General features: G+C 47.3%; 20 protein-coding genes and 8 tRNA genes. 8 read left to right on the forward strand and 20 right to left on the reverse strand.

Annotated elements, in window-relative coordinates; all coding sequences use genetic code 11:
• Window positions 1–263: 263 nt before the first annotated feature.
• Complete coding sequence (locus tag C2M29_RS15680; protein ID WP_105190693.1) at window positions 264–1,679, forward strand: alanine/glycine:cation symporter family protein; 1,416 nt, start codon at window positions 264–266, stop codon at window positions 1,677–1,679.
• Window positions 1,680–1,709: 30 nt separating this feature from the next.
• Here C2M29_RS15680 and C2M29_RS15685 read toward each other — a convergent pair whose 3' ends face one another.
• Window positions 1,710–3,323: a Na/Pi cotransporter family protein gene (locus C2M29_RS15685; RefSeq protein WP_105190694.1), complete on the reverse strand. Its 1,614-nt coding sequence runs from the start codon at window positions 3,321–3,323 to the stop codon at window positions 1,710–1,712.
• A gap of 153 nt (window positions 3,324–3,476) precedes the next feature.
• Between C2M29_RS15685 and C2M29_RS15690 the strand changes: the two genes are divergently transcribed.
• Genes C2M29_RS15690 through C2M29_RS15695 form a run of 3 tightly spaced genes read left to right on the forward strand, consistent with a single transcriptional unit; the run spans window position 3,477 to window position 5,557 of the window.
• Window positions 3,477–4,364, forward strand: coding sequence for an NfeD family protein (locus C2M29_RS15690; protein WP_325050610.1), 888 nt, complete (start codon window positions 3,477–3,479; stop codon window positions 4,362–4,364).
• An 11-nt stretch (window positions 4,365–4,375) separates the two neighbouring features.
• Window positions 4,376–4,777, forward strand: coding sequence for an NfeD family protein (locus C2M29_RS16865; RefSeq protein ID WP_325050611.1), 402 nt, complete (start codon window positions 4,376–4,378; stop codon window positions 4,775–4,777).
• A gap of 3 nt (window positions 4,778–4,780) precedes the next feature.
• Window positions 4,781–5,557 (forward strand): slipin family protein, encoded by a 777-nt coding sequence (locus C2M29_RS15695; protein ID WP_105190695.1) that lies wholly within the window; start codon window positions 4,781–4,783, stop codon window positions 5,555–5,557.
• Between the two features lie 193 nt (window positions 5,558–5,750).
• Here C2M29_RS15695 and C2M29_RS15700 read toward each other — a convergent pair.
• Window positions 5,751–5,824, reverse strand: a tRNA-Cys gene (locus C2M29_RS15700).
• Window positions 5,825–5,860: 36 nt separating this feature from the next.
• Window positions 5,861–5,936: transfer RNA gene (locus tag C2M29_RS15705), tRNA-Gly, on the reverse strand.
• A gap of 560 nt (window positions 5,937–6,496) precedes the next feature.
• Here C2M29_RS15705 and C2M29_RS15710 point away from each other — a divergent pair.
• Window positions 6,497–7,771, forward strand: coding sequence for a DUF7507 domain-containing protein (locus tag C2M29_RS15710; protein WP_105190696.1), 1,275 nt, complete (start codon window positions 6,497–6,499; stop codon window positions 7,769–7,771).
• A gap of 73 nt (window positions 7,772–7,844) precedes the next feature.
• Here C2M29_RS15710 and C2M29_RS15715 read toward each other — a convergent pair whose 3' ends face one another.
• From C2M29_RS15715 to C2M29_RS15765, 11 genes are all read right to left on the reverse strand, one after another.
• Window positions 7,845–9,578 (reverse strand): Ig-like domain-containing protein, encoded by a 1,734-nt coding sequence (locus C2M29_RS15715; RefSeq protein WP_199774895.1) that lies wholly within the window; start codon window positions 9,576–9,578, stop codon window positions 7,845–7,847.
• A 1,215-nt stretch (window positions 9,579–10,793) separates the two neighbouring features.
• Window positions 10,794–10,869: transfer RNA gene (locus tag C2M29_RS15720), tRNA-Gly, on the reverse strand.
• 103 nt (window positions 10,870–10,972) lie between these two features.
• Window positions 10,973–11,059: transfer RNA gene (locus tag C2M29_RS15725), tRNA-Leu, on the reverse strand.
• Between the two features lie 42 nt (window positions 11,060–11,101).
• A tRNA-Gly gene (locus C2M29_RS15730) sits at window positions 11,102–11,177 on the reverse strand.
• 101 nt (window positions 11,178–11,278) lie between these two features.
• Window positions 11,279–11,365: transfer RNA gene (locus C2M29_RS15735), tRNA-Leu, on the reverse strand.
• A gap of 36 nt (window positions 11,366–11,401) precedes the next feature.
• Window positions 11,402–11,475 (reverse strand) — tRNA-Cys (locus tag C2M29_RS15740).
• Window positions 11,476–11,484: 9 nt separating this feature from the next.
• Window positions 11,485–11,560 (reverse strand) — tRNA-Gly (locus C2M29_RS15745).
• Window positions 11,561–11,739: 179 nt separating this feature from the next.
• Complete coding sequence (gene pgsA, locus C2M29_RS15750) at window positions 11,740–12,291, reverse strand: CDP-diacylglycerol--glycerol-3-phosphate 3-phosphatidyltransferase (RefSeq protein WP_105190698.1); 552 nt, start codon at window positions 12,289–12,291, stop codon at window positions 11,740–11,742.
• 51 nt (window positions 12,292–12,342) lie between these two features.
• Window positions 12,343–14,163 carry an excinuclease ABC subunit UvrC gene (gene uvrC, locus C2M29_RS15755; protein WP_105190699.1) on the reverse strand — a complete coding sequence of 607 codons (1,821 nt, stop codon included), beginning with the start codon at window positions 14,161–14,163 and terminating at the stop codon, window positions 12,343–12,345.
• Window positions 14,164–14,172: 9 nt separating this feature from the next.
• A complete protein-coding gene (uvrY, locus tag C2M29_RS15760) occupies window positions 14,173–14,823 on the reverse strand; it encodes a UvrY/SirA/GacA family response regulator transcription factor (RefSeq protein ID WP_105190700.1) in 651 nt (216 codons plus the stop codon).
• A gap of 68 nt (window positions 14,824–14,891) precedes the next feature.
• Window positions 14,892–16,043: a dicarboxylate/amino acid:cation symporter gene (locus C2M29_RS15765; protein ID WP_105190701.1), complete on the reverse strand. Its 1,152-nt coding sequence runs from the start codon at window positions 16,041–16,043 to the stop codon at window positions 14,892–14,894.
• 399 nt (window positions 16,044–16,442) lie between these two features.
• On the opposite strand from C2M29_RS15765, the gene cysK reads away from it, so the two are divergent.
• Complete coding sequence (gene cysK / locus C2M29_RS15770) at window positions 16,443–17,411, forward strand: cysteine synthase A (protein WP_105190702.1); 969 nt, start codon at window positions 16,443–16,445, stop codon at window positions 17,409–17,411.
• A 115-nt stretch (window positions 17,412–17,526) separates the two neighbouring features.
• Window positions 17,527–17,958 carry a hypothetical protein gene (locus C2M29_RS15775; protein WP_105190703.1) on the forward strand — a complete coding sequence of 144 codons (432 nt, stop codon included), beginning with the start codon at window positions 17,527–17,529 and terminating at the stop codon, window positions 17,956–17,958.
• A 57-nt stretch (window positions 17,959–18,015) separates the two neighbouring features.
• Here the strand turns inward: C2M29_RS15775 and C2M29_RS15780 are convergent, their stop codons facing one another.
• Window positions 18,016–20,292: an acyl-CoA dehydrogenase gene (locus tag C2M29_RS15780; protein WP_105190704.1), complete on the reverse strand. Its 2,277-nt coding sequence runs from the start codon at window positions 20,290–20,292 to the stop codon at window positions 18,016–18,018.
• Between the two features lie 164 nt (window positions 20,293–20,456).
• Between C2M29_RS15780 and C2M29_RS15785 the strand changes: the two genes are divergently transcribed.
• Entirely contained in the window at window positions 20,457–22,304 is a 1,848-nt protein-coding gene (locus C2M29_RS15785) for a M2 family metallopeptidase (RefSeq protein ID WP_199774896.1), read from the forward strand.
• A gap of 69 nt (window positions 22,305–22,373) precedes the next feature.
• Here C2M29_RS15785 and C2M29_RS15790 read toward each other — a convergent pair whose 3' ends face one another.
• From C2M29_RS15790 to C2M29_RS15810, 5 genes are all read right to left on the reverse strand, one after another.
• A complete protein-coding gene (locus C2M29_RS15790) occupies window positions 22,374–23,168 on the reverse strand; it encodes a putative porin (protein ID WP_105190835.1) in 795 nt (264 codons plus the stop codon).
• 233 nt (window positions 23,169–23,401) lie between these two features.
• Window positions 23,402–24,193 (reverse strand): putative porin, encoded by a 792-nt coding sequence (locus C2M29_RS15795; protein WP_105190705.1) that lies wholly within the window; start codon window positions 24,191–24,193, stop codon window positions 23,402–23,404.
• A gap of 125 nt (window positions 24,194–24,318) precedes the next feature.
• Window positions 24,319–24,693 carry a PH domain-containing protein gene (locus C2M29_RS15800; RefSeq protein WP_105190706.1) on the reverse strand — a complete coding sequence of 125 codons (375 nt, stop codon included), beginning with the start codon at window positions 24,691–24,693 and terminating at the stop codon, window positions 24,319–24,321.
• A gap of 1 nt (window position 24,694) precedes the next feature.
• A complete protein-coding gene (locus C2M29_RS15805) occupies window positions 24,695–25,606 on the reverse strand; it encodes an ABC transporter ATP-binding protein (RefSeq protein WP_105190707.1) in 912 nt (303 codons plus the stop codon).
• Window positions 25,603–26,412, reverse strand: a complete 810-nt coding sequence (locus C2M29_RS15810) for an ABC transporter permease (RefSeq protein WP_105190708.1) — start codon at window positions 26,410–26,412, stop codon at window positions 25,603–25,605. Before C2M29_RS15810 ends, C2M29_RS15805 begins: the two co-directional genes overlap by 4 nt.
• Window positions 26,413–26,434 lie beyond the last annotated feature (22 nt).

Genomic DNA, 26,434 nt, shown 5'->3' on the forward strand with positions numbered 1-26,434 from the left:
GCGCCTCGCTATGCGTTGCTGCCTGCCGTCTCAGTGGGGTCGCATTATAGGGAGATTCGATTTCGACGCAAGCCCTTTTTTAAAGAAAATAGTAAAAAGATTTCACCGCCCTATTTAGCTACACCCTACCCACCAGTTACCCACAATTTCCTGTGGATAACTAACCCAATCAGCTATCTTCTATACTAATGCACTAAAAGTTTGTTCAGCTATATGCTAGATTGCGCCTCAATTTTTATTACTCGTTCAAAGGTACACTTGTTATGACCGAAATCGCTAACACCATTAGCGGCCTTATTTGGGGGCATGTACTTATCTATTTGCTGATCGCGGCAGGTTTATTTTTCACTCTTCGTTTAGGCTTTATTCAATTTCGTGACTTTGGGCACTCTTTTAAAGTGATGTTTGCCAGTCGCGAGGGAGCGAAAGGTGGCATTTCGTCATTTCAGGCATTTTGTACTTCTTTGGCCGCTCGCGTTGGAACCGGTAATATGGCCGGGGTTGCCGTTGCACTATATCTAGGTGGCCCGGGCGCTATTTTTTGGATGTGGCTAATTGCTCTGATTGGTATGGCAACCAGTTTTGCCGAAAGCACATTGGCTCAGGCCTACAAAATACAAGATGAGGAAGGTAACTTCCGTGGCGGCCCTGCTTATTATATGGAACTCGGCTTGGGCAAGCGCTGGATGGGTGTATTATTTTCATTGTGCCTTATCCTCGCATTCGGCCTGGTCTTTAATGCCGTACAGGCTAACTCTATTGCTGCGGCTTTTAATGTCGCCTTTGATATTCCCAAATTCGCCGTTGGTATCGTCTTAGTGATTGGCTCAGGCTTTATCATCTTTGGCGGCCTTAAAACCATTGCCCGCTTTGCCGAAATCGTCGTGCCCTTTATGGCCATTGCCTATCTTCTGCTTGCTATATATATATGCGCTATTAACGCAGAGCAGCTACCCGGCGTATTTATGCTGATAATAGATCATGCCTTTGGCATCGAACAGGCCGGTGCCGGCGCAATTGGCTATGGTGTTATGCAAGCCATGATCCAAGGCATTAAGCGCGGCTTATTTTCTAATGAAGCCGGTATGGGTAGTGCTGCCAACGCCGCTGCCACCGCCACACCTAATCCACCACACCCGGCATCACAGGGTTATGTACAAATGCTAGGTGTGTTTATCGATACCATAGTGATCTGTAGTGCAACGGCAGCACTGATTTTATTATCCGGTCAGCTTGAACCTGACTCCGGCCTCACCGGCATCGCCTTAACTCAGGAAGCATTAGTGACTCACGTTGGTGCATGGGGCTCGACCTTTATTGCTATCGCTATCTTATTCTTTGCTTTCACCTCTATCGTTGCTAACTACTCCTATGCCGAGACCAACTTATTATTTCTGGAACATAACCACCAAAAAGGTATGTTGATATTCCGCTTATTGGTGTTAGCCATGGTGATGTTTGGCTCGCTAGGAGAAATTAAGCTGGTTTGGACATTAGCAGATATTTCTATGGGCCTTATGGCTATCGTCAATGTCATCGCCCTGTTTATGCTTTCGGGTGTAGTAATTTGGCTGGCCAAGGACTATCGCCAACAGTTAAAAGCCGGTCGCGTACCCACCTTTAATCGCACCGCTCATAAGAAGCTGGATAAGGATTTACCCCCTGGAATGTGGGATTAATAAAAAAGGCCGCGCACGCGGCCTTTTTTATTATTTAATTTGTTGCCACTGATTGAGATGCAAACAAACCCGGCGGATATGGTAGATCATTTGTTGCAAACGCCGGAAGTCCTCTAAGTACTTTTCGGCCTCTGGCACCCTAAGACGACCGGCAGCAATATCATGCATTCGTTTTGTTCGGGCTCTCTCTAATTGCCTATCCACCTCTTCACCAAGGCGTCGTGCCTGTTGCCAAAGACGCAGATTGTCACCCTCGTTAATGCAGTGCATCATTTCAGATAAAGTCTGCTCGGCCTTAAGAAGAAGCTCGTTCAGGTGCCCGTCTCTCACCCCTGACTCACGCTGGGGCTCATACCAAGGGTCATCCCTCCAGTCTTTACACCTCTCATGTAAGCGCTGCATGTGATCTAGGATATGGATCAGTTCCAGCAATTGATACCAGCTCGGTTTGTCTTTTTGCTGTAAATGGATCAAATCAACATAAACATGGGTTTCATCCAGTGCACTTTGCAGCTGAGGAAACGGAGGGACCTCATCCTCGTCTCCCGACTTAATCCGAGTGCGAAGATAAAAGAGTAGATCATGAAATTGCCGACACACACTGGCATAAACCGTCTTTAATGCGAGGTCAACATCGCGCAATAACGCATTATCCAAAGGCTCTGTGTACGACCACTCCCGCTCCGGAACTAGCGTGCTCATTAAACGTTGAAACTGATTGGTAAAGGGTAAAATCAAAAACAACCCAATGGTGTTAAAAAGGGTGTGAAAAGCCACCAGGGCCAACTGCGCCTGCGCTTCAACCGGTTGCCCAAAAAGCCATTGCCATGTCTGCACAAAGGGCGTGAGCAGCAGTAGCGCCATCACTGCCGTTAAAAGATTATAAATAACGTGTGAAAGCCCAGTCCGCCGTGATGAGATCGACCCGCCCAGGGTTGCCACCAAAGCGGTCACAGTGGTACCGACATCCATTCCTATCACTAAGGCCGCGGCTTGATGAAAGCTAATACTGCCAGCATATAAGGCTGTGAGACTCGCCGCCACGCCGGCACTTGAAGATTGGGTAACCACTGTAATGGCGGCACCGACGAGCAAGAGTTGTATTCTGCCAAACCAGGTATCAGGACCAAAGGTTGCCGGTGTTAATACCTGTTCAAACCCGGACAGGCCACTTTGCATCATGCCTATGCCAACAAATATAACGGAAAATCCCGCTACCGCCATCGCCAGTGCAGCCTGCTTTTTCTTTAAAAACAGTCTGGCTATCATAGCCAGCAGCAATAAAGGCAACATCAAACTGGTGAGTTTAAGCTTAAAGCCTATCAGTACCACTAACCAGCCGGTTATCGTCGTGCCCACATTCGCACCGAAAATAATACCCAAGGCTTCTTTGAAGGTTAACAGCCCGGCGGAGACAAAGCCGATGGCGGCTACCGTTGTGGCACTTGAAGACTGAAGAATAGCCGTGCTGCAAGCACCAGTGAGCGCGCCTGATGTTGGGCTTCGTGTTAAGGACATCAACGCATTGCGAATTCGTTGACCAGCTAGTTGATAGAGGGCATCGGTCATGATGGTCATGCCAAGTAAAAAAAGCCCCAACCCGCCTAGCGCTTCGAGGAGATGGTAGGTCTCGATCATGGTCATTATTAATCGACTCGATAAGATTTACTGAGTGCTCTCTCAGTATTTCTTTGAATATTAGTTGTAAATAACGCGGTGCTCCAACTAGGGCTATACTTTGACTAAAGCATCAAGTTCAAATTGATCATGATACGACTCCTCGCCTTAGTATTGCTGTTGACGAATTTTTACGGCTTGGCACAAGAGCAAACTGAGCAGCAACCAACAAACATGGTCCCGGTCATTCGCATAGAGGGGGCCATTGGTCCCGCTGTGGCCGATTTTATTGTTCGCCAAATCGATCAGGCCAATGCCCTGTCACAACCATTGCTTATGATCACCCTCGACACGCCCGGCGGGCTAAGCAGTAGTTTGCGGCAAATTAACCAGGCGGTGTTAACCTCATCCGTTCCCGTAGCCTGCTTGGTATACCCTCAAGGCGCTCGCGCCGCCAGTGCGGGGACTTTCCTTTTGTACGCCTGTCATATTGCCGCCATGGCTCCGGCCACCACCTTAGGGGCCGCTACGCCGGTTAATATCGCAGCTCCAGGCCAAGGTCAGCCTCAAGGTGAAGCCGAGCCCACGCCCAGTGCCATGGACAAGAAGATGCTCAATGATGCGATAGCCTATATTCGTTCCCTTGCGCAACTGCGCGGACGTAATCCGGAGTGGGCCGAGCTAGCCGTGCGCGAAGCGGCCACCCTGACGGCAACCGAAGCCATGCAAAAAAATGTCATCACTCACCTCGCCGACTCCCCCAGTGATCTGTTGGCGCAGCTAAAAGACTTCACCATAAAAAGCGGCGATCAGCAGACTAAGCTGGCTTTAGATCAGGCCTACTTGAAGCCGGTCAAGCCGGATTGGCGCTTTGACTTTATTGCCACGATCACGGATCCAAACATTGCCTATATATTAATGCTTATTGGCGTCTACGGCCTTTTGCTTGAGTTTTACAGCCCAGGCATAGGCGTCGCCGGTGTCGTTGGCGCCATCAGCCTCATCGTCGCACTCTATGCCTTTCAAATGTTACCCCTAAGTTTCTCCGGCCTGGCACTAATCGGTTAGGTATTGCGTTAATGGTTGCCGAGTCGTTTGTGCCAAGTTTTGGCATATTTGGGCTAGGTGGCATTGTTGCTTTTGTTTTGGGTTCAATTTTCTTAATCGATACCCAAAGCCCCTACTTTCAGATTTCCATCCCTTTAATAGCCGGCGTAGCCTTCACCAGTGTCTTGGTGGTGATATTTTTACTCGGTTATTTATGGCGAAATCGAAATGTGGAAGTGGTTTTCGGTCAAGAAAGCATGGCTGGAAAAATAGCCATCGCCGAAAACGATTTTTGCGGCCAGGGTTTTGTGGATGTTGGCGGCGAGCGTTGGGCAGCACACAGTGATAGCCCCATAAAACAAGGTGATCAGGTCACCATAGAATCAGTTCAAGGCTTAACATTGCATGTTTCGCCAACCCCAGCCAAGGAGTAAGTCATGGAAATCCTATTAACGAATAGTCAGATATTCTCGAGCACCATTGTACTCTTGCTCATTTTAATCATCCTCAGTGCATTTCGTATCTTACGTGAGTATGAGCGCGGCGTGATATTTTTGCTCGGGCGTTTTTACAAGGTAAAAGGGCCTGGCCTCATTATCGTCATTCCCTTTATCCAACAAATAGTCCGCGTGGATTTACGTACGGTAGTAATGGATGTGCCCAGCCAGGATGTAATAAGCCGGGATAATGTCTCGGTACGCGTCAATGCGGTGATCTACTTTCGCGTTATCGATCCGCAAAAAGCCATTATTAATGTGGAAAACTTTCTCCAAGCCACCTCTGAGCTGGCACAAACAACCCTGCGCTCAGTGCTGGGCCAACATGAACTCGATGAAATGCTGGCAAATAGAGACATGCTCAACGCCGATATCCAAGAAATTTTAGATGCGCGTACCGATGGTTGGGGGATCAAGGTTGCCAATGTCGAAATTAAACACGTAGACCTTAACGAAACCATGATTCGGGCCATTGCCAAACAAGCAGAAGCCGAACGAACACGTAGAGCGAAGGTGATTCATGCGTCTGGGGAAATGGAAGCCTCGGAAAAACTGGTTGAGGCCGCAGAAAAATTATCAAAAGAGCCAAATGCCATTTTATTAAGGTATTTACAAACCCTAACGGAAATTGCCGGCGAAAAAAATTCAACCATCGCCTTTCCATTACCCATGGAACTATTAAAGGGGCTATTTCAAAATAGAGAGGATAAAGAGTAATAGTAGATGGTCTATTGTGGCGTCGGATAAAAGGCCCAATAACAAGGCAAAAATTTCATTATGTAGTTGTTCTCGGCTTCTGCGCCGCTCTGCCACAGACATCCATGTAGGCGTACATATGTAATTTTTTAACGATCTAAGTGGGTTATTTAGCTCGAAAGAAAGAGCTGAACTTTAATAAAATTGGTATGAATGGAGGCGGAACCCGGAGTCGAACCGAGGTAGACGGATTTGCAATCCGCTGCATAGCCACTCTGCCATTCCGCCCTCTTGAGATGATTGTAGCAGCAGAACTAAGGAAGTTGGAGCGAGTAACGAGGTTCGAACTCGTGACCTCAACCTTGGCAAGGTTGCGCTCTACCAGCTGAGCTATACTCGCGTTCCATAATGAGAAAGCTTATCTGCTTTTCTAGATAAAGGTTGCGCCCTTACCTTCTTGCAGCTTAGCAAACTTCGCACTTCATAATGCGAGCGCCTTGTTCTAAATAAAGGAACGGTTCTCACATTATTACTGCTGTGTTCCCTAGGATGTTTCCGTGAGAACGGGCGTAGTCTAACGGATTCATGAATCTGGTCAACAATAAATTGTAACTTTTCTACCTGAGTGATTAAGAAGTGGTCTAAGCTACGTCCGCTCTGGGGTGTAACAGCGATGAACACAGTGTTACCTTAATACAAACCCATTAACCCCTCCTATAAATTATTGCCTATTCATAGAGTTAGCATAAAACTGCAAGGCAATGCCTATTAAAGTTGTAACGGACATGACACAGCTTCACAGCCGACCTCTCCAAAATAGAAATAATTTATAATAAATACAACGAGTTACCGATTGGCACGCTCTGTGCTCCTATACAGCCGAAGTCGAAGTATCACTACGTAACAACAAACACTGTGTATAGGGGCCGAAGTATGGTGTCCATACTCAAAGGAGGTTTTATGAAAACCAATATGAATTTATGGTGTGGCACAGGCGAGTTTAGTTGTGTCACCTCAACTATTAAGAAAATACTAGCTTTGTTCTTGGTGTTAGGTTTTGCCCTTAGCACGCAAAATGCGTTTGCCGAACACCCCGGCGCACCATCCGACAATGGGGTGCAGCCTATGTATGTTGATGGCAACCCAACCTGTTCAGAATTATCAACGGGTATTGAAGGATTAATGGAGTTCCGAATCAATGATCCAGGTGAAGGGATGTTTGGCGATGGCGATATTATGGTAGACATAGATATACAGCCAGACAAAACATTCGATTGGACGGTTAGCGGCGGTGTAATTATCCAGTCCATCTTCGTTAAAGGTGGCCCAGCTGGCAACCTTTATGAATACTATAGCGATGGTGGTGCAATCACCACATCAGATGGTGGCCTGCATTCTCCGGTCAATCATAAAAATGGTAACTACTACGGTCTTAGCCATATTTCATTCTGCTACACCCCAGGTTTGCCAGAAATCACTCTTGTCAAAGACTGTACCTTTGGTGAAGTTGTTGGCGGCGATGCGCTTAGATACAACTACGAGCTAACCGTTACTAATACAGGCACCTTGCCTCTATGGGATGTTAAGGTCGTTGATACAACAGCCGAAGGCATTGATGGCGCTGGTAGCCATACAACTAACGTAGGCTATCTAGATGTCGATGGGTCACAGATTATTACCGGCTCCTTCGTCGTCAGTCAAAATGGTATTTTAAACCATGCTATGGCTACCGGTGCTACTGAGCCCGGCGGTCCAGTTGCAACAGAAGATATGGCCAGCTGGGAATGTCCAGAGCAAAATCTACTCGGCTCACTATCGCTTGAAAAAGACTGTGACGTGGTCGTAGTGCTCAATGGCTATGGCGATTATGGTCTACAGGTTAATTACAGTGGTGAAGTATGTAACACCTCTGAAATCACTATTAATGACGTCTTTGTTCAAGATAACAAAGATCCTAATCCGCACTTTATAGGCACACTAACCCCCATGGGCACTCCTGGAGCCTGCGCCGACTATGCAGGTAGTTATGTACCTGTACCCGGAGAAGGTGAACTAGGTGAAGGTACCCCTGGATTCTATGTAGGAGCCTTTACTGATATGGTGACTGCAACAGGTGTTCCAGTGTTTGGTGATCTATCACCTGTCATGCCTGCAGAAGCAGAGTGTACTCTATGCCCGCAATGCGTAGACATGGAAATGTGTCCTACACCCGCATCGGCCATAAATCTTGAATAGGCAAAGTTAAATCGAGATACCAAAAAGCCTGACTCGTAAGAGCCAGGCTTTTTTTTAATTTCAAACGTTATTACTACTTATTCTTACCTTTGCCAGGCCCACCGCTGTTACCACCGTCCGATTGTAGTCTGACAGAAACATAAGCCGTCGAGCGGGTATTACCATCGGTAATGGTGTAGCTAAAACTGTCGTTGTTTTTAAAACGTCGCCCTGGTGTATAACGCAAGGTACCGTCTGACAATAGCTCTACATTCCCTTTGCTAGGCTGTGTGATAGAGGTCACAGTAGCAGGAGCCTGCGCATCAACAATATCATTGGCCAGTACATCAATAACTACCGACACCTTTGCACTTAGGGCTACCATATCGTCAACCGCTACCACCGCTGGAGTGGTCGTTTCATCGGCCACCACGGTATAACGCACTGCCGTTGCAGCACTATATGCTGAATCAGCACCGTGTGTTGCTTTAATTGACAGCGAATAATCTTTTGCTGTGGCGTCTTGAGATGAAGTCACCGCGATAACAACTTGCCCAGACGCGCCCGGCGCTAAAGTTACCTGGTCGTTAGTTGCTTGCCAACCGAACGGCACCACAGTGCTGATATCGAAGCTGTTGCTGGCACAATCAGCGGAATCATTGTTGGTAATAGTCACCTGATACTGTACTTCTTTGCCCGCAAAAACCGTACTTCCTGTGATGGCCTGTGCATTGATGGAAGGCGCATTGATGGCACAACTCACTTTATCATCGCCTGAATCGGAGCCGTTTAGGGTAACGGTCACCTCAGCCTGCGTACCATTTGCACTCTTGAGGCTGATCGTTGCACCCGAAAGAGGATCGGTATAAGTACCGCCAACCGGCATGGCTGGATCATACCAGTCATTCGAACCAGTAATCGCATAATATTCAGAGCCCATTTTAAAGTGAAGTAGATTGCTGCTGCGCTCATCACCTTCTAGCGCCGAGCGAATTACAATACCATCGGTCACATCACCACGATAGAAGACGTAAGAGCGCGCATCTAGAAAGTCGTCATAACCCACCGACTGGCGGTATTCAATATAAAACCAGCTCTTTTTACCCGTTGTTGGATCTATACCACGAGGCACCTTGATGGTCACAGGCTCATTACCTTGCGTTTCATAGTTAGTAATTGCATAAGTACCACTTTGAGTCACTTCAATGGTTTTAGCGGCATGGGCGCCTTCCAACCAACCTAATTGCTCTTTTTGGAAGGTGTTGATATAGCCATTTGAGCCACCCATCACGTCATAGGTGTCACCATATTCACGTCGTGTACATTGGTCAGAAATTGGCTGTTCACCGCAATCTAGCGAACCAGAATGACGAAGCCCTAAGTTGTGCCCCAACTCATGAGCAATATTCATTGCAGAAAAGTTACCATTAATCCAAGCGCGTGAAGGCGTGCCTTGCATGGTTGCTGAGCCCGCGATACCACAAGCCGTCTTAGTCATCATATAAACGATACGATCATACTGATCTAATTGAATACCAGATGCGATGGCTTTTTGATCGGCGGCGTCACGCACGGCGCTTAAATCACACACCTGATTGGAAACAGGCAGTGTATACCAGCCGACGACCTGACCTGAGAACCAGGTTTGGCCGAAAGAGTTCTCGCGATAGAAATCATCTACCGTGTCAAATACCAGGCTATTGGCTTCTGCTGCGCTCATTGGCTGTTCATTTGGGTTTTCTTTGAAGTTCAGCAACATCACAAGCGTATTTTGTTGCCCCAGAGCGCCTTGAGCAGCTAACGCAGGCTGAACACTTTGAAGATACATGAACAGTACCAGTAGAAAAGATAAACTCTTAAACATCCCTGCCTTAGTTATTTTAAGTTTTGCTGTCATCGCTACACCTGAAATAATTTATGTAAATAATTAAAATCTCAAATAAAACACCAAGAGAGACTTCAAAAAACGGCAAAGGTAGTGATTTCAGACAATAAAAACCCATGACTCATAAAAATGAGCCAAAAACTGAATGCTTTTATTGAGCTGCTAAATCACAACCAGAATAAAAAAGGCGGCATAATAGCAAGGAGAAAGGTCAAAATTCAACCAAATTACGGTGTGAAATTGAATAGATTTTCGCCAAGACTAATTAAGCTAGCCACATCAATTACTTAAATTTAAGACTCAAATCTATAACGAAAACTTTTCTTATAGTTATAAAGCGCACTCGCTTGAACTGCATGGCTGAATATGAAATAAAAACAACCAAATCAAAAGCTTAAGAATAGAAAAGGAGCATAAATATCATTAAGCAGAGAATCGACACTAGGTGTTAAAACACCTTTTTATCCCGCCGAGACCCATACTGTTTTTTAGTGTGATGGATAATAATGCAACTAGATGAATGCGAAATGACTAAATTATGTTCAAAAAATAACACCCTGACATAGAAGAATTTTAAATTAAAAATAAAAGTCATCTTGTTAGGTTTTGCCAACCATTGCTCGTAGGGAACTGCCATTAGCTAATGCTTAGATGAACGCTTGATGCTCCGAACTGAAGACTGCATCATAAGTGCAATGACCCCGCCCTACGCCAAGATGCCACACGGTTGATTAGATAAAACAAAAACAGACAGAGTTGCTTGTTTAGGTTGTAAGTGAATGAATACGACGAACTCGGGCGACACTGAGAGTTCAACTCGCACTTAACTGTTATCGTATATAATCGAACCACAATGACCGATATACATCGAATTAAATGGCGCCGACGCGACAAAAACAACCAATACAAGATTAATTAAGAATAAAAATATCAATAATATCAACAACCCAGATTATTACTAAAGCCAATTAGTAAAGACTGTTTTTAAAGTGAAGAAAGGGGTTTTTATAATTTAAAGCTAAATTTTTTTTGGTTTTAACTACGTAGTAGGTATTAGTGTTTAAGTTTATTATGGTATGAATAATCTACTGGCCATATTTAGAATGACTTTTTGATTATTTATTTTTTTTATGTTTTTTATTATAAATCGAAGGGAATTGGAGCGAGTAACGAGGTTCGAACTCGTGACCTCAACCTTGGCAAGGTTGCGCTCTACCAGCTGAGCTATACTCGCGTTCCATAAAAGAAAGTTACCTGCTGTTTTATAAAAAGGTTGCCTACCTTCTAGCAGCTTAACTATTCTGCCTTCCTAGGTCATTTGACATAGAGGAGTCAAATGGTGCCCGGGGCCGGACTTGAACCGGCACGCTGTTACCAGCGAGGGATTTTAAATCCCTTGTGTCTACCAATTCCACCACCCGGGCGGATGGTCGACTCAAGAGCCATACATACGAAGCGGAGGAAATTGGAGCGAGTAACGAGGTTCGAACTCGTGACCTCAACCTTGGCAAGGTTGCGCTCTACCAGCTGAGCTATACTCGCGTTCCATAATGAGAAAGTTTCTCTGCTTAAATAAAGGATTCGCCTTTATCTTCTTGCAGCTGAAATCTTCCCGCAAATCCAATAACACAACAGTGTTAAAATGGTGCCCGGGGCCGGACTTGAACCGGCACGCTGTTACCAGCGAGGGATTTTAAATCCCTTGTGTCTACCAATTCCACCACCCGGGCATCGGGTTGCTTGCGCATGTGGAAATGTTGAGAAAATGGAGGCGGAACCCGGAGTCGAACCGAGGTGGACGGATTTGCAATCCGCTGCATGGCCACTCTGCCATTCCGCCATCAAAGTTTGGAGCGAGTAACGAGGTTCGAACTCGTGACCTCAACCTTGGCAAGGTTGCGCTCTACCAGCTGAGCTATACTCGCATCCTACGATGAGAAACTCTCACCTAACAAGAAGCTTGGCTTCTTGCTTCACTTTGATTGGGCTAGCGCCCTCTCAACACCGACGCATTCTACAGAGATTATTAAACGCGTCAATACAAAAAATGTCAGTTTTGAATCGTTTGCTTAAAATTTATCTAAAACGGTGTGTAATTATACATTTAGCCGTTATTGGCCAGTAAACTGTGACGTGCGGCCAGCAAATATTGCACCATGGAACCAAAGGTCAATAAGGTGGCAATATATAACAACACATAGCTTAAACTCACCATCCAGGGCTGGAACTGCCAAATCAAGCCGATAATGGCCAACATCTGCGCCGCAGTTTTAATTTTTCCCAACTGGGAAACCGCAACTTGACCGCGCTTACCCTGCTCGGCCATCCACTCACGTAATGCGGAAATAACGATCTCCCGGGAAATAATAATAATCGCCGGTACCGTCATCCAGGCACTTTGATAATAGCTAACCAAAACCACAAGGGCAGCACTGACCATAACCTTATCGGCCACAGGATCAAGAAACGCGCCAAAGGGTGTAGACTGATTTAAACGTCGCGCCAGATACCCATCGAGTATATCCGTGATCGAGGCTAACCAAAATACAAATGCCGCTGCAAAAAACGCCCATTGGTAAGGTAAATAAAAAATAACTAAAAAAATCGGAATAAGGCACAACCTGAAGGTTGTTAACGTATTGGGAATGTTCCACATAACTACTAGGCGTTCTTAGCGTCTTCTTTTTATTAATATTCGCACGAAGGGCTATGCCTTGTCATGCAAATGGTTAAATATCTTTTCAGCCATGGCTTGGCTGATACCTGGAGCCTGGCTCAATTGCTCCCTTGTTGCATTCTTAACACCCTGCATTCCTCCTAGGTATTTGAGCAGCGCCTGGCGCCGCTTTTGGCCAACACCACTAATTTCTTCCAGCACAGAACGGTTACGCTGCTTCTGTCGCTTATTACGATGCCCGGCGATGGCAAAGCGGTGGGATTCATCCCTTATATGCTGGATCAGGTGTAATGCCGGCGAATCGCTACTTAAATTCACGGTTTTACGCCCCGCATCGATTAATAAGGTTTCCAGACCGGGTTTACGACTGGTGCCTTTGGCCACCCCCACAAGCAGCGGCTCTTTATCAAACGGCCAATCACTAAAAAATTCAACCGCTTGATTTAGCTGCCCTTTACCGCCATCAATAAAAATTACGTCGGGGATTTTAGTTTCATCCACCAGTTTGGAATAGCGTTTTTTCAAGGCAAAGGCCATGGCCGCATAATCGTCGCCTGGGGTTATACCGGTCACGTTAAAACGTCGATATTGCGACTTGTTTGGTCCTTGTGCGTCAAAGACGACACACGAAGCCACCGTGTTCTCGCCCATGGTATGGCTGATGTCGAAACATTCCATACGGGTTATATCATCGAGGTTCAGGGCATCTTTTAACAGCGCATAACGCTTGTTAATAGAATCCTGGGTGCTTTGCTTCACCTCCAGGCTGCTGCGGGCATTTTTATTGGCCAACTGCAGGTATTGGGCGCGCTCCCCTCTTTGCACCGTCACCAGCTTAACGTTAGACGATTTAAGCTCACTCATGGCCGCGGCCAGCTCATTTTGCTCGCTTATGGCAAAGGGTAAGATCAGCTCTTTAGCGATGCGGCCACTGGCTCCTGGGGTACAGTAATACTGGGCAATAAAAGAGGTTAGGATTTCATCGTCGCTGCTGTCTTTAGGCACCTTGGGATACAGGGTTTTGCTGCCCAATACCTTGTGATCGCGCACCATAAGGATATGAATAGCTATCAGGCCATTATGAGAATAATAGCCGATGGCATCGAGCTCGGCGTGCTTTCCGGAGACCGATTGTTGCTCTTGCACCTTACGCAACAGCTGGATTTGGTCGCGGTACTTGGCCGCCTTTTCAAAAGCCAAGTTCTCGCTGGCCTGCTCCATTTTCGCCACCAACTCGGCGATCACCTCTTGGGATTTACCGCCTAAAAACTTACGTACGAAGTTTACCTGGGCGTCGTAATCTTCATCACTGACTTTGCCAACACATGGGGCACTGCAGCGCTTCAGCTGATACTGTAAACAAGGCCGACTGCGGGCCTTATAGTAACTATCTTCACATTGGCGCACCGGAAACAACTTTTGCATTAACCTGAGGCTGTCCGATACCGCACTGCTGCTGGGAAAAGGACCAAAATATTCGCCCTTTATTTTTTGGGCACCGCGATGGAATGCCAAACGCGGGTGCTGGTGCTTAGTTAAGAGAATATAAGGGTAAGACTTGTCGTCACGCAGCAGAATGTTATAACGCGGCTGATATTTCTTTATCAGGTTATTTTCGAGCAGCAAGGCCTCGGTTTCGGTATTGGTAAGGGTGACCTGAATATCGCAGATATTGCGCACCAAGACTTGCGTTTTGGTGTCTAGACCGGTTTTACGAAAATAACTGGAAAGGCGCTTTTTTAGGTTTTTCGCTTTACCGACGTATATCACTTGCTCTTCTTTGTCGAGCATACGGTATACGCCGGGTTCTTCAGAGACCGTTTTAAGAAACTGGTCAGCAGCAAAGGTCATAGGATTTGATCAGTGATCGCTGTCGATATCGATCATTTTATGGCGAATCGCCAGGTGTGTCAGCTCCACATCACCATTTACCGCGAGTTTTTCAAATATACGATAGCGGTAACTGTTCACGGTTTTAGAGCTTAGATTAAGCCGCTCGGCAATACTTTGTGCCTTATCACCCTTGGTGATCATCAGCATGATTTGCAGTTCTCGATCGGACAGGGTTTGGAACGGGTTTTCATCGGTGCGGCCGCTAAACTGTGCCAAGGCTATCTGCTGGGCAATTTCCGGGGCAATATAGCGCTGTCCTGAGTTAACGGCACGAATCGCATTGATCACCTCTTCTGGGCCCGCGCCCTTGGTAAGATAACCATGGGCGCCGATTTGCATTACTTTGCTAGGGAAAGGGTCTTCACAGTGCACGGTCAAGACAATAACCTTGACATCGGGGCAATAGCGGCAAATTTTCTTGGTTGCTTCCAAGCCACCAATACCAGGCATATTCATATCCATAAGGACAATATCCGGCTCGTTCTGACGGCAAAACTGCACCGCTTCTTCACCGGTTTTGGCTTCGCCTATCACCTTAAAGCCACGAACATCATCAAGAATACGTCTAATTCCAGTACGTACCAGTTCATGATCGTCTACTAGTAATACATTAATCAACGGGGTTACCCTCTCTAGTTACGCCCAAGCGACTCCTTGTTGCCCGAGCGTACCTGTAAACACCTTACTCAAGCCTCTGTTTTAACAGAAAAACGGTCAACCCACAATGCTATGATGCCATCGCCGGTAACATTACAGGCAGTGCCAAAACTGTCTTGAGCTAAATACAGGGCAATCATAAGCGCAATCGCCGCATCATTAAAGCCCAACATGCTGGTCAAAAGACCTAAGGCTGACATTACCGCTCCACCTGGCGCACCAGGCGCGGCGATCATCACAATACCCAGCATAAACACAAAGGGTAGCATCTCGGTTAAACCGCCCACACTCATGCTCGGCGACAACGCCATCACCGCCATGGCACAGGTCACTATGGTGATAGTCGAGCCTGACAGGTGAATGGTGGCACACAAGGGCACGCTGAAGTTGGCAATATTCTCTTTTACGCCATTGTTTTTACTTGCCTGCAAGGAAACCGGAATGGTAGCGGCACTGGACATGGTACCCAGGGCGGTTAAATACGCCGGCAGCATGTTTTTAATAAGCTCTAACGGTGAGCGACCAAGCATGATACCTGTCCCCACATACAGCACGGTTAACCATAACCAGTGCATGATCAGCGCAATGGCCAATACCACGGCAAAGGTTTGCAAGGTCGAGGCTACGGTCCCGGCCACCGTCATATCGGCAAATACACCGGCAATATACAATGGTAGTGCCGGAATAATCACCCGTGCCAATAAGGCATCGATTACCTCACGACCTTGGTCAACAACGGTTTTAAGCTCGTTCAACTGACGCTGGCTGATGGCAATACCAAAGGTAAAAGCGGTGGCCAGGGCCGTCATCACGCCCAATAAAGGTGGGATTTCAATGTCTATAAAGCTTTTTAGGGCACTTTCTTCTGAGCCAGAAAAACTGATGTTGCCGCTTAGGTGCGGCGCCGCCCAAATCATCACCAGGGTCGCCAGGATACCGGCTATCACCGTTGAACCATAGGCAAAACCCACGGTTTTACCCAACAAATGGTTTGCTCCACGGGGAAGCCCGGCAATGCCCGAACAGATGTAAAACAGGATGATCAAAGGAATGGTAAATCCAATCAACTCACCGATCAGGGTTTTCACTGTGTACAACACGCGAGCGACTAGCTCAGGCGCGAAGGCGCCAATGATAATCCCTAGCAGGATGCCGACAATCAATTTAACAATAAGCTTCATAACGATGACTCTAATTTAACAATGCCGATGTTTTACCATCTTTTAACACTTATGTACGCATAAATCCGATTAATCACCCATCGGATGAACAAGGATTATACAAACCAATGCCTAGATGGTGCGCAAAACGACCCCGACGGCCATCCCACAAATACGAAATGAGCGCTCTAGCTGAACTGGCAAAACGGCTAGGCATGCACCAGACTTAATAAATCTTGCCCATTCGGTTAGGGATAAGTAATAGAATTAAAGCGCCGGATATATAAAAAATTTTTTTATATCCCGTTGTTATAACCGATTGGCTATATCTTATAGCCAATCTTTCCTTTAGTTTTGCGCTTCAAAGAGTAAAGTGAAGGCATTACCGAATAGACGGTCACATTTAGCTAGGTACTGAATATGTCAAAGATTTATGAAGATAATTCGCTTTCAATTGGAAACACCCCGTTAGTCAAACTTAATCGCGTCACTTCTGGCAATGTTTACGCCAAAATCGAAGCGCGTAACCCCAGCTTTAGTGTTAAATGCCGCATCGGTGCATCCATGATCTGGGAAGCAGAGAAGTCGGGCGAATTAACCAAAGACAAAGAACTGATTGAGCCTACCTCGGGTAATACGGGCATCGCCCTGGCTTTTGTTGCCGCCTCTCGTGGTTACAAGCTGACCCTAACCATGCCCAACACCATGAGCTTAGAGCGTCGTAAACTGTTAAAGGCCCTAGGTGCCAACCTGGTGCTTACCGACGGCGCCAAAGGTATGAAGGGTGCTATCGAGAAGGCAAAAGAAATTCGCGATAGCAATCCAGATAAATATATTTTATTACAACAGTTTGAAAACCCAGCGAACCCGAAAATCCACTTCGAAACCACAGGTCCGGAAATCTATGATGCCCTGGATGGCAAGGTGGACTTCTTTGTTGCCGGCGTCGGTACGGGTGGCACCATCACCGGAGTCAGTCGCTATTTAAAACAGGAAAAGGGTCTTAATGTTAAATCCATCGCCGTTGAGCCCAGCGACTCACCGGTGATCAGCCAGACCATGGCAGGTGAAGAGCTCAAGCCGGGCCCACATAAAATTCAAGGCATTGGTGCCGGCTTTATTCCTGGTAACCTGGATCTAGAATTGATTGACGGCGTTGAACAGGTCAGCAACGAAGAATCCATGGAAATGGCCCATGAGCTGATGAAACGCGAAGGTATTCTTGCCGGTATTTCATCCGGTGCCGCCGTCGTTGCCGCCAAGCGAATTGCCGAGCGCCCGGAAAACGCCGGTAAAAACATTGTGGTGATTTTACCTAGCTCCGCTGAGCGTTATTTATCCAGTGCTCTGTTTGCCGATGAATTTAGCGACCAGGAATTGGTACAGTAACGAAAGTTCTGGTTCTTTATTCGTAATTAAAAGGCGCTTAGGCGCCTTTTTCTTTACTTATCTACCGCCGCACTTCACACTTTCGTTTAGTTTTTAGCAATCTTACCTCTAGTGTATGAAGCGCATTATATTCTCCTCGTTACTGGTACTTTTAAGTGCCTGCGGTCAAGAAGACAAGCTAAGTGGCGACCCTAACTCCCCTGGTTATGTAGCCAGTCAATACTTTTTCGCTCTCTTTAACCACGATAGCCTGGAACGAGCCAGCGAGCACGCAGCCCCCAAACTAACCCGTATCATGTATGCCTATGGCAGCGCCGAGCAATTCACCCGCAACGTGCTCAATATGCAATTTGACCATGTTAGTATTGAGCTCGACCGCACCGAAATGAGCGTGCGTGAGCAATACGGGGATCATGCCACCATCAATCTGGTGTTCACCGGTGACTTTCAGGGTAAGAAGGTCGACGATATGCGCAGTGTAAAATTAAGCAGAGACGGAATATCCTGGGTGGTGACAGAAGTTATCCCCGACCCCTATGGCCGCTAGGCCAACAAAAACAACGAGAAAAAACTTATAAAAATAGGGCCTTTCGGCCCTTTTTCGTTATACAAATTCATCTGCGGCAAAAACATCAACGGCTATCACCTGCTGCCTCAGTTCCTCCGCCCGTCTTAAGAGCGCTAACTGTTCGGCGCTGAGCTTATTTTTCTCGGCTGCATCGTCAAGCTGTTGCGCCACGGTTAAACCACGGATTTCTTTTTCTTTGCGTAGTTTATTAAACGCCTTATAGGCCGACGCCGCCTGATGCTGGGCTTCGAGTGCCGCCTCAAGCACGCCGGTGCCATTATTTTCATCCACCATACACAAGTGGGTTAAGCGCTCGCGCACCACCCCCACCTGAGTCATATGCTTAGCCACCGTTTTGGCGACCTCGTCTTTGGGCATTTTAAAATGATTGCCCAACGGGAAAACCACTAGGCGCAGCAGGCCTCGCAGCGCCAATCCACCGGCATTAGCAATAAACTCATCGAAGGCCTTAGCACAGAGATACAGGCTACGCTCCACAGAGTATTGAACAAAAGGCAGGTCGGCGTGCTGATGTCCCTCATCTTCAAAACGCTTTAATACCGCCGAGGCCAGGTAGAGATGGCTCAATACATCGCCCAACCGGGCCGAGAGCATTTCTTTACGCTTGAGTTCACCGCCAAAGCGCAGCATGGCGATGTCGGCACAAAATGCCAGCGCCCGTGAGAAGCGACCTAAATAGCGATAATAGTGAGCCGTCGCGCCACCGACAGGCGTACTTGCGAAATAGCTGCAACTCAGTGCATGAACAAAGGCCATGGCCCCGTTGCCAGCGCTATAGAGGATATGTTGGCACAACAGGGGATCGAACTCCTTCACCCCTTTTTCACCGTCTTCGTTTGCGGCGGCGGCCATTTCATCAAGTACATAAGGGTGGCAGCGGATAGCACCCTGACCGAAGATCATCAGGTTACGCGTGAGAATATTCGCGCCCTCTACGGTGATCGACACCGGCGTACCCATATAGCAGTGCGCCAAATAGTTGGACGGACCCATCTGAATGCCCTTGCCGGCATGAATATCCAGGGCATCATTAATGACCTGACGGCCCATTTCCGTCATATGGTATTTGGCGATGGCGGTGATCACCGCTGGGCTGAGCTTCTGGTCTATAGCCGTCGCGGTCAAGACACGAGCAGCCTCCAGTTGATAGGTTAAGCCACCAATACGTGCAAGCGCTTCTTGCACCCCTTCAAACTCACCGATGGCCACACCAAATTGTTGGCGCAGCGCCGCGTAAGCACCACTGGTACGGGCGCATAAATGCCCGGTAGCCGTGCTAAGTGCAGGTAGGGAAATGCCCCGTCCTGCGGATAAGCACTCGACCAACATGCGCCAACCGTTGCCGGCTTGCACTTCACCGCCAATAATCCAATCAAGGGGAATAAATACGTCCTCACCCGTGGTGGTGCCATTAAGAAACCCCATATTCATCGGCTTATGACGCATACCAGTCTTCACGCCCGGATGCTCTGTGGGGATCAGGGCGCAGGTAATGCCGATATTTTTGGTGTGTCCCAAAAGGCCATCCGGGTCAAACATCTTAAATGCCAGCCCCAATACCGTGGCCTTGGGTGCCAAGGTGATATAGCGTTTTGACCAATTTAACCTTAAGCCAATTACTTCTTCGCCCTGGTAGTCGCCTTTACAAACAATACCCGTATCCGGGATGGCCCCGGCATCTGAACCCGCATCAGGCGCGGTCAGGGCAAAACAAGGCAACTCCTCGCCCTTGGCCAGCTTGGGTAGCCAATGGTTCTGCTGATCCAGGGTGCCGTAGTGCAGTAACAACTCCGCTGGTCCTAAACTATTGGGCACCATCACGGTCACTGCTGCACTTAAGCTTTTGGTGGCAATTTTTGCCACTATGGTGGAGTTCGCTAAGGCAGAAAATTCATGGCCGCCGTGCTCTTTTGGAATGATCAGGGCAAAAAAACCTTGGTCTTTAAGGTATTGCCATACCGGCTCACTTAAATCCTGGTTTTGGGTGATCTCATCGTCATTGAGCATACCGCACAGGGTGGCTACCTGATTGTCGATAAACTCACGCTCTTCGCTGGAGAGTTTGGTGGTGGCATATTGGTGTAGGGTATGCCAGTTGGGATTGCCGCGAAAGAGTTCGCCATCCCACCAGATATCCCCCGCTTCCATGGCATCGCGCTCGGTTTGCGATAACGGCGGCAACGCTTTTTTAAACCATTTAAACACCGGCCGGGTAATAATATTCATACGAATATCACGCACCCCAAACACCACAATAATGGCGACCAAAATAAGGATAAATAACCAACTCATCGCTTTGTTCCTTGATACTCGATCTTAGCCCTCAGTATGGGACGAACTATCAAGATTTACAATCATTTGCGACATCTGCATTGTACCAATTCGCAACGCACTGCTATTATTCTGCTGCTTTAACCGGGTTAATGAACCCGGGTCTAACAACAAGAGGAATCTTCATGACCATATTGCCATTTAAACCAAGCTTAAGCGCCTTGGTTGTCTGTGCAGCGTTAGGCCTAACTGCCTGCTCAGAAGCCAACACCGCAGAAACAAAACAACAAGGTGTTGCCCAGACTCAGGTTAGTGCCGCCGATGCCGAGCGTTTCTTAGAAAAAACCGAGCAGGACCTAGCCGCACTCTATCTGGAGTCAAGCCGCGCCGAGTGGATTTACGCCAACTTCATTACCCATGACACCGCCGAGCTTTCTGCCGAAGTAAACCGCAAGATGACCGAAACCGTGGTGCGCCTTGCCAATGAAGCGGCCAAGTTTGATGACTTAGAGCTCGACTACGATGCGCGTCGTAAGCTCGACAAGCTGAAACTCGCCTTAACCCTGCCTGCTCCGCAGGACGCCGAGAAAACGGCTAAGCTGTCGCAGTTAGTCGCCGAGTTAGGCGGTTTATATGGCAAAGGCAAATATTGTAAAGAAGACGGTACCTGTTTAAGTCTGGGCGAGATGACCGCCACCATGGCCACCAGCCGTGATTACAACGAGCTGCTGGATTTATGGCAGGGCTGGCGTCAGGTCTCTAGACCCATGCGCCCTCTTTACGAGCAGCAAGTGGCGCTTACCAACGAAGGCGCCCAGGAGCTGGGTTATGCCGATACCGGCGCCATGTGGCGTAGCAAATACGATATGCCGGCCGATGACTTCGCCAAAGAGCTGGATCGCATATGGGGCCAGGTAAAGCCGCTCTATGATTCACTGCACTGCCATGTGCGCGCCAAATTGGGCGAAAAGTACGGCGAAGACAAGGTACCGCAAGATCAACCCATCCCAGCTCACCTACTAGGTAATATGTGGGCGCAAACCTGGGGCAACATTTATGATGTGGTTGCACCAGAAAATGCCGATCCAGGTTATGATGTCACCGAGCTACTCGCCAAGCACAACTATGACGAGATCAAGATGGTCAAAGGTGCGGAGAAGTTCTTCACTTCTATGGGCTTTGCACCGCTACCACAAACCTTCTACGAGCGCTCCTTATTTACTAAGCCGCAGGACCGCGATGTACAATGTCATGCCTCGGCCTGGAACATCGACAGCAAGGACGATTTGCGTATTAAGATGTGTATTCAGCGCACCGGTGAAGAATTCTCAGTTATTCACCACGAGCTAGGCCACAACTTCTATCAACGCGCCTATAATACGCAGCCGCTGTACTACCAGGAAAGCGCCAACGATGGTTTCCACGAGGCCATTGGTGACACCATCGCGCTATCCGTAACTCCGGCTTACCTAAAAGAAATTGGCCTGCTTGATGAAGTGCCAGATGAGTCGAAAGACATCGGCCTGCTGATGAAAATGGCGCTGGATAAGGTTGCCTTTATTCCTTTCGGTCTGTTAGTAGACCAATGGCGCTGGAAGGTATTCTCAGGTGAAATTACACCTGCCGAGTACAACAAAGCCTGGTGGGAACTGCGTGAGAAATACCAAGGTGTGCAAGCGCCTATCGCCCGCTCAGAAGCCGACTTTGATCCCGGTGCGAAATACCATGTTCCTGGCAATACGCCCTACACTCGCTATTTCCTAGCGCATATTCTGCAGTTCGATTTCCATCGTAGTCTGTGCGAAATCGCCGGAAATAAAGAAGCGATTCACCGCTGTTCGGTCTATAACTCAAAAGAAGCAGGTGAAAAGCTCAATGCCATGCTAGAGATGGGTTCAAGCCGCCCATGGCAAGAAGCCCTGGCCAGCGTGACGGGTAAAGAAGAAATGGATGCCACAGCCATCCTTGATTACTTTGCCCCGCTTCAAGCTTACCTTGATGAGCAAAACAAAGGCCGTCAGTGCGGCTGGTAATAAGCTACTGTTAAATAACAAAAAAGCCGCGATTATCGCGGCTTTTTTTATTCCTAAAATCAGAGCAGATTAGAACTGCGCCGTGGCTTTTAGATAATATGTATCAGCATCTGAGTCATCCCAGTTGTTAAAATAGCCGGCTTCCACAGCGAAGTTGGTAGTGAAGAAGTGCTTAGCACCGAAGCCATAGTTGTCTTCTTCATCAAACTGAACGAATGCAGAGGTTGCTTTGCTGAAGTAGTAGCTAGAGCCAAGCTGCCAGTAGCTGTCTCCAGCTTCAAAATCAATAAATGAAGCATGAACCGTAAGGTAGTTACCGTGCTGCAGGTCTTTAAAGTATTTTGCACTTACTTCACGGTAATCGAATTCATCATCAAACTTAGCAGTGAAACCAATGTAGTCTGTCGCGTTCAGCGCGTGATTGTACTGACCAGAGAAGAAGTAAATAGCATCCAAATGCTCATAATCGACTCGGTCAACTTTGAATAATAAGTCGTCATTAACAAGATAACCAACACTAAGCGAATTAGAGTCACTATCGCCACCATTATCGTAGTCAAAATATCCATATGAAGCTCCTATCATGAAGCTATCAAAAAAATACTCACCCCCAGCGCTATAACTGCCAAATACATCATTATCGATAACTGTGCCATAAACATTGGTCGCTTTATTAATATATTCAAACTGATCTAGTGGGCCTAGTACTTCCTTAGAATCAAAGTAGTATTTTGAATTAAGCAATAGCTCGTCGAAATTTGAATCGTAATCGGCATACTCTAAGGTACTAATAGATTGATAAGACTGAGCAAACGCAAAACTGGAAAAAAGTGCAGAAGCTAATGCAATTGAAAGGTGCTTCATTGTTACATCCTTGTTGTTTAATAATTCGAACTCAAACATTAAACAAAATTAATCCAAAGTCAAACTGTAAACTAAATAAAAATAAACCAATTAGTTCTTTATTCATGCTTATTTTTATAAGGTTTATGGAAACCTAATTCTTGCATGTGACTTTATTCAAAAAAGTATTTTTATTTTCAAACGTAAAAAAGCCGCGATTATCGCGGCTTTTTTATTCCTAAAATCAGAGCAGATTAGAACTGCGCCGTCGCTTTTAGGTAGTACTGATCTAGGTCTGAGTCATCCCAGTTATTACCATAACCGGCAGTCACAGCAAAGTTGGTAGTGAAGAAGTGCTTAGCACCGAAGCCATAGTTGTCTTCTTCATCAAACTGAACGAATGCAGAGGTTGCTTTGCTGAAGTAGTAGCTAGAGCCAAGCTGCCAGTAGCTGTCTCCATCTTCAATATCGATAAATGTCCCTTCAATCGTTAGGTAGTTACCATGCTGCAGATCTTTAAAGTATTTTGCACTTACTTCACGATGATCGAATCCGTCATCAACTTTTGCAGTGAAACCGATGTAATCGGTAGCGTTTAGCTGGTGATTGTATTGACCTGAAAAGTAGAAAACGTCGCTTGCCTGTTCATAATCTTCACGCTCAACCTTGAACAACAGGTTGTCGTTTACCAGGTAACCCAGGCTTAGTGTGTAACCATCGATGTCACCGAAGTCGTCGTAGTCAGTGGTGTTGTATGATGCGCCAAATACAAAGCTATTGTAGAAGTATTCACCGCCTACATTGTAGCTAGTGGCAAAGTCACTATCAGCAAGACCGCCATATACATTGGTGGTTTTGTTGATGTATTCAAACTGATCCAGCGGGCCAAGTACTTGCTTAGGCGCGAAATAGTACTTAGAGCTTATAGAAACAAAGTCATCAGAGTCGAAGTTAACGTATTCAAGGTCGGTGATCGACTGATAAGATTGGGCGAATGCAGCGCCTGAGAAAAGTACAGATGCGATGGCAACAGTTAGTTTTTTCATAATAGATTTCCCTATATCTAAATAAAGCAGCGCCACTCTAGCGCCGCTGAACTGAATTATAACTTAACTAACCATTTGATTGTTTTAAATAAATGTTAGGTATTGTTAGATATAGGTACAAATTCTTACAAAGCGTAGCGTGACAATATTCGATAAACCTCATTAATGTTGTCATCGGCCTTAAAGTTCTTTGTCAACGGCTCCTTATCCGAGCCTATCCAGATCTTCAGCTCCGCATCCATATCAAAGTGGCCGGCGCTTTCTTTACTGAACTTGGTGATCTTCCCGTAAGGAATGCTGAGCACCTCCATTTTTGATCCCGTCATCCCTTGTTTGTCCACCAAGATTAAGCGTTTGTTGGTAAACAAGAATAAATCACGGATCACCTTGTAAGCCTTTTCCAGGTTCTCTCCCGGAGCCAGAATTTCTTCGAGCAGGGCTTCCAGCTCCTCGCCGTCCACTTCACTGGCATTTCCCATTAATCCACTTAAAAGTCCCATATTAGGCTCCTGTTGCAAAAAGTTGGTTTTCGAGTGTGTGGCCATTGACCAGCGCCCGGTATTGCCATCCTTGCTGATGACATAATCTTAGCACCTGAATATCCATGGCCTCGGTGTCAGCCAGATGTTTGTAGCCAATCACAAATTCATTACGTTGACTATTACTCACCTCAACAACTTGATCAAGGGCGTTCAGGTGCGCTAACACCTGCTCATCTTGTTCACGCAATTGCAGGGTAAGATAGCGAAGCTGCGCACCGCCTTGATTAAGTTCGTGAGTTGCCAGTTGCCCCTGGCGTAAATACAAGACGCGGTCACACAAACGTTCGAGCTCGGACAAATCATGAGAACTGAGCACAAAGGTGGTGTGGTCGCTGTGCATACTCACCAACTCGCGAATAGCCCTGGCATTGACCGGATCGAGACCGGCGGTGGCTTCATCGAGCATCACCAGTTTAGGTGAGCCGATCAGCGCCTGAGCGATACAGATGCGCTTTTTCATGCCATGCGACAGTTCATTGGGGCGGTTATTGAGGGTCTCGGACAGGTTCACCAGTTCCAATACCCGCTCGCATTCGCTGCGCGCCTTGGCACGACTAAACCCTTGCAGCCGCGCAAACAGACCTAGCTGTTCACCAACGCTAAAATCCGGACTGAGTAAAGCATCTTGTGGCAGCGCCCAAAGCTGGCCGAACAGAGCCGCACTGCCCGGCTTATGGCCAAGCACTCGGATCTCCCCCTGGCTTGGTTGCAAATAACCGCATATCAAGCTGAACAAGGTGGTCTTACCGGCACCATTAGGGCCGACCAGGGCTATAGGTTTGCCCGCCGCCAACTCGATATTCACATCTTGCAGCGCTTGCTTGGCACCAAAAAAATGACTGATGCCCTTCGCTTCTATTAGCAAACTCATAAACTGCCTCGCTGAAATTTATAAAAGCCAAGCCCCAGGAAGAGCCCCGTTTGCACTAACGGCCACAACACCGCACTCATTAAAGGCGGGCGTAAGGTGGCAATTTGGTCGAGCGGCTCACCGGGGAACAAATAATCCAGCGCCTCGGGCACACCCAGTTTCACCTGCAAGATGGATAAGATCAGTAAGCCCAGGGTGTAGAGTAAAATCACGTAAATCAGCGCCATTCGCGATGAGCGTGCCACGGTATTGAGCAAGGACATCAGGGCAATAAAGGGCATTAAATTCACCAGCAGCAGAAGTTCAAACTGCAAGGCATGCCAAAGCGCTTGTGGAAGAATACTGATATCGCGCAGCGCCACCAAAATAAGCGCCCCACACAAACTAATGGCAATTAAGAATGCGGTACTGAGGGCATGACCGAAAAAACGTCCCAGTACGATTTCCAGGCGTGTGGCCCGCAAGGCAATAAAGCGCAGAGTGCCGCGCTCACGGTCACTGACAAACTGATCGCTGCACAAATAGATGATAAAGGGCGGAAAGGTGATCATGGCGATTAGGCAATACACCGCCATCTCGGCATCGGGCCAATGCAACAGGCTTTGCAGACCTAGGTTGCCAAACACGGCTAAAATAAACTGCTCAAACTCCGGCTGAGCCAAGATATTCACCGCTTCATACACGCCATAGCGGTAAATCATCAGCCACACCAGGGCAAAGGCCAACAGTGCCAACCAGGCTTTCTTAGTTAAAAAATGCCGCGCTAGCTCAAACTGCATAAGCTTGCCGATACGCACAGGGTCCATGGCGTTATCCTTATTATTATTA

It is taken from the genome of Pseudoalteromonas sp. T1lg48 (assembly GCF_002964785.1).
Taxonomy (GTDB): domain Bacteria; phylum Pseudomonadota; class Gammaproteobacteria; order Enterobacterales; family Alteromonadaceae; genus Pseudoalteromonas.

Coding starts and splice junctions, on each gene's coding strand:
- C2M29_RS15715 (WP_199774895.1), bottom strand. CDS start 9,578: ATGTATCTTCAAAGTGTTCAGCCTGCGTTAGCTGCTCAAGGCGCTCTG.
- C2M29_RS15785 (WP_199774896.1), top strand. CDS start 20,457: ATGACCATATTGCCATTTAAACCAAGCTTAAGCGCCTTGGTTGTCTGT.
- uvrC (WP_105190699.1), bottom strand. CDS start 14,163: ATGACCTTTGCTGCTGACCAGTTTCTTAAAACGGTCTCTGAAGAACCC.
- cysK (WP_105190702.1), top strand. CDS start 16,443: ATGTCAAAGATTTATGAAGATAATTCGCTTTCAATTGGAAACACCCCG.
- C2M29_RS15695 (WP_105190695.1), top strand. CDS start 4,781: ATGGAAATCCTATTAACGAATAGTCAGATATTCTCGAGCACCATTGTA.
- C2M29_RS15685 (WP_105190694.1), bottom strand. CDS start 3,323: ATGACCATGATCGAGACCTACCATCTCCTCGAAGCGCTAGGCGGGTTG.
- C2M29_RS15765 (WP_105190701.1), bottom strand. CDS start 16,043: ATGAAGCTTATTGTTAAATTGATTGTCGGCATCCTGCTAGGGATTATC.
- C2M29_RS15680 (WP_105190693.1), top strand. CDS start 264: ATGACCGAAATCGCTAACACCATTAGCGGCCTTATTTGGGGGCATGTA.
- C2M29_RS15710 (WP_105190696.1), top strand. CDS start 6,497: ATGAAAACCAATATGAATTTATGGTGTGGCACAGGCGAGTTTAGTTGT.
- C2M29_RS16865 (WP_325050611.1), top strand. CDS start 4,376: ATGGTTGCCGAGTCGTTTGTGCCAAGTTTTGGCATATTTGGGCTAGGT.
- C2M29_RS15780 (WP_105190704.1), bottom strand. CDS start 20,292: ATGAGTTGGTTATTTATCCTTATTTTGGTCGCCATTATTGTGGTGTTT.
- C2M29_RS15795 (WP_105190705.1), bottom strand. CDS start 24,193: ATGAAAAAACTAACTGTTGCCATCGCATCTGTACTTTTCTCAGGCGCT.
- pgsA (WP_105190698.1), bottom strand. CDS start 12,291: ATGTGGAACATTCCCAATACGTTAACAACCTTCAGGTTGTGCCTTATT.
- C2M29_RS15805 (WP_105190707.1), bottom strand. CDS start 25,606: ATGAGTTTGCTAATAGAAGCGAAGGGCATCAGTCATTTTTTTGGTGCC.
- C2M29_RS15790 (WP_105190835.1), bottom strand. CDS start 23,168: ATGAAGCACCTTTCAATTGCATTAGCTTCTGCACTTTTTTCCAGTTTT.
- C2M29_RS15775 (WP_105190703.1), top strand. CDS start 17,527: ATGAAGCGCATTATATTCTCCTCGTTACTGGTACTTTTAAGTGCCTGC.
- C2M29_RS15810 (WP_105190708.1), bottom strand. CDS start 26,412: ATGGACCCTGTGCGTATCGGCAAGCTTATGCAGTTTGAGCTAGCGCGG.
- C2M29_RS15800 (WP_105190706.1), bottom strand. CDS start 24,693: ATGGGACTTTTAAGTGGATTAATGGGAAATGCCAGTGAAGTGGACGGC.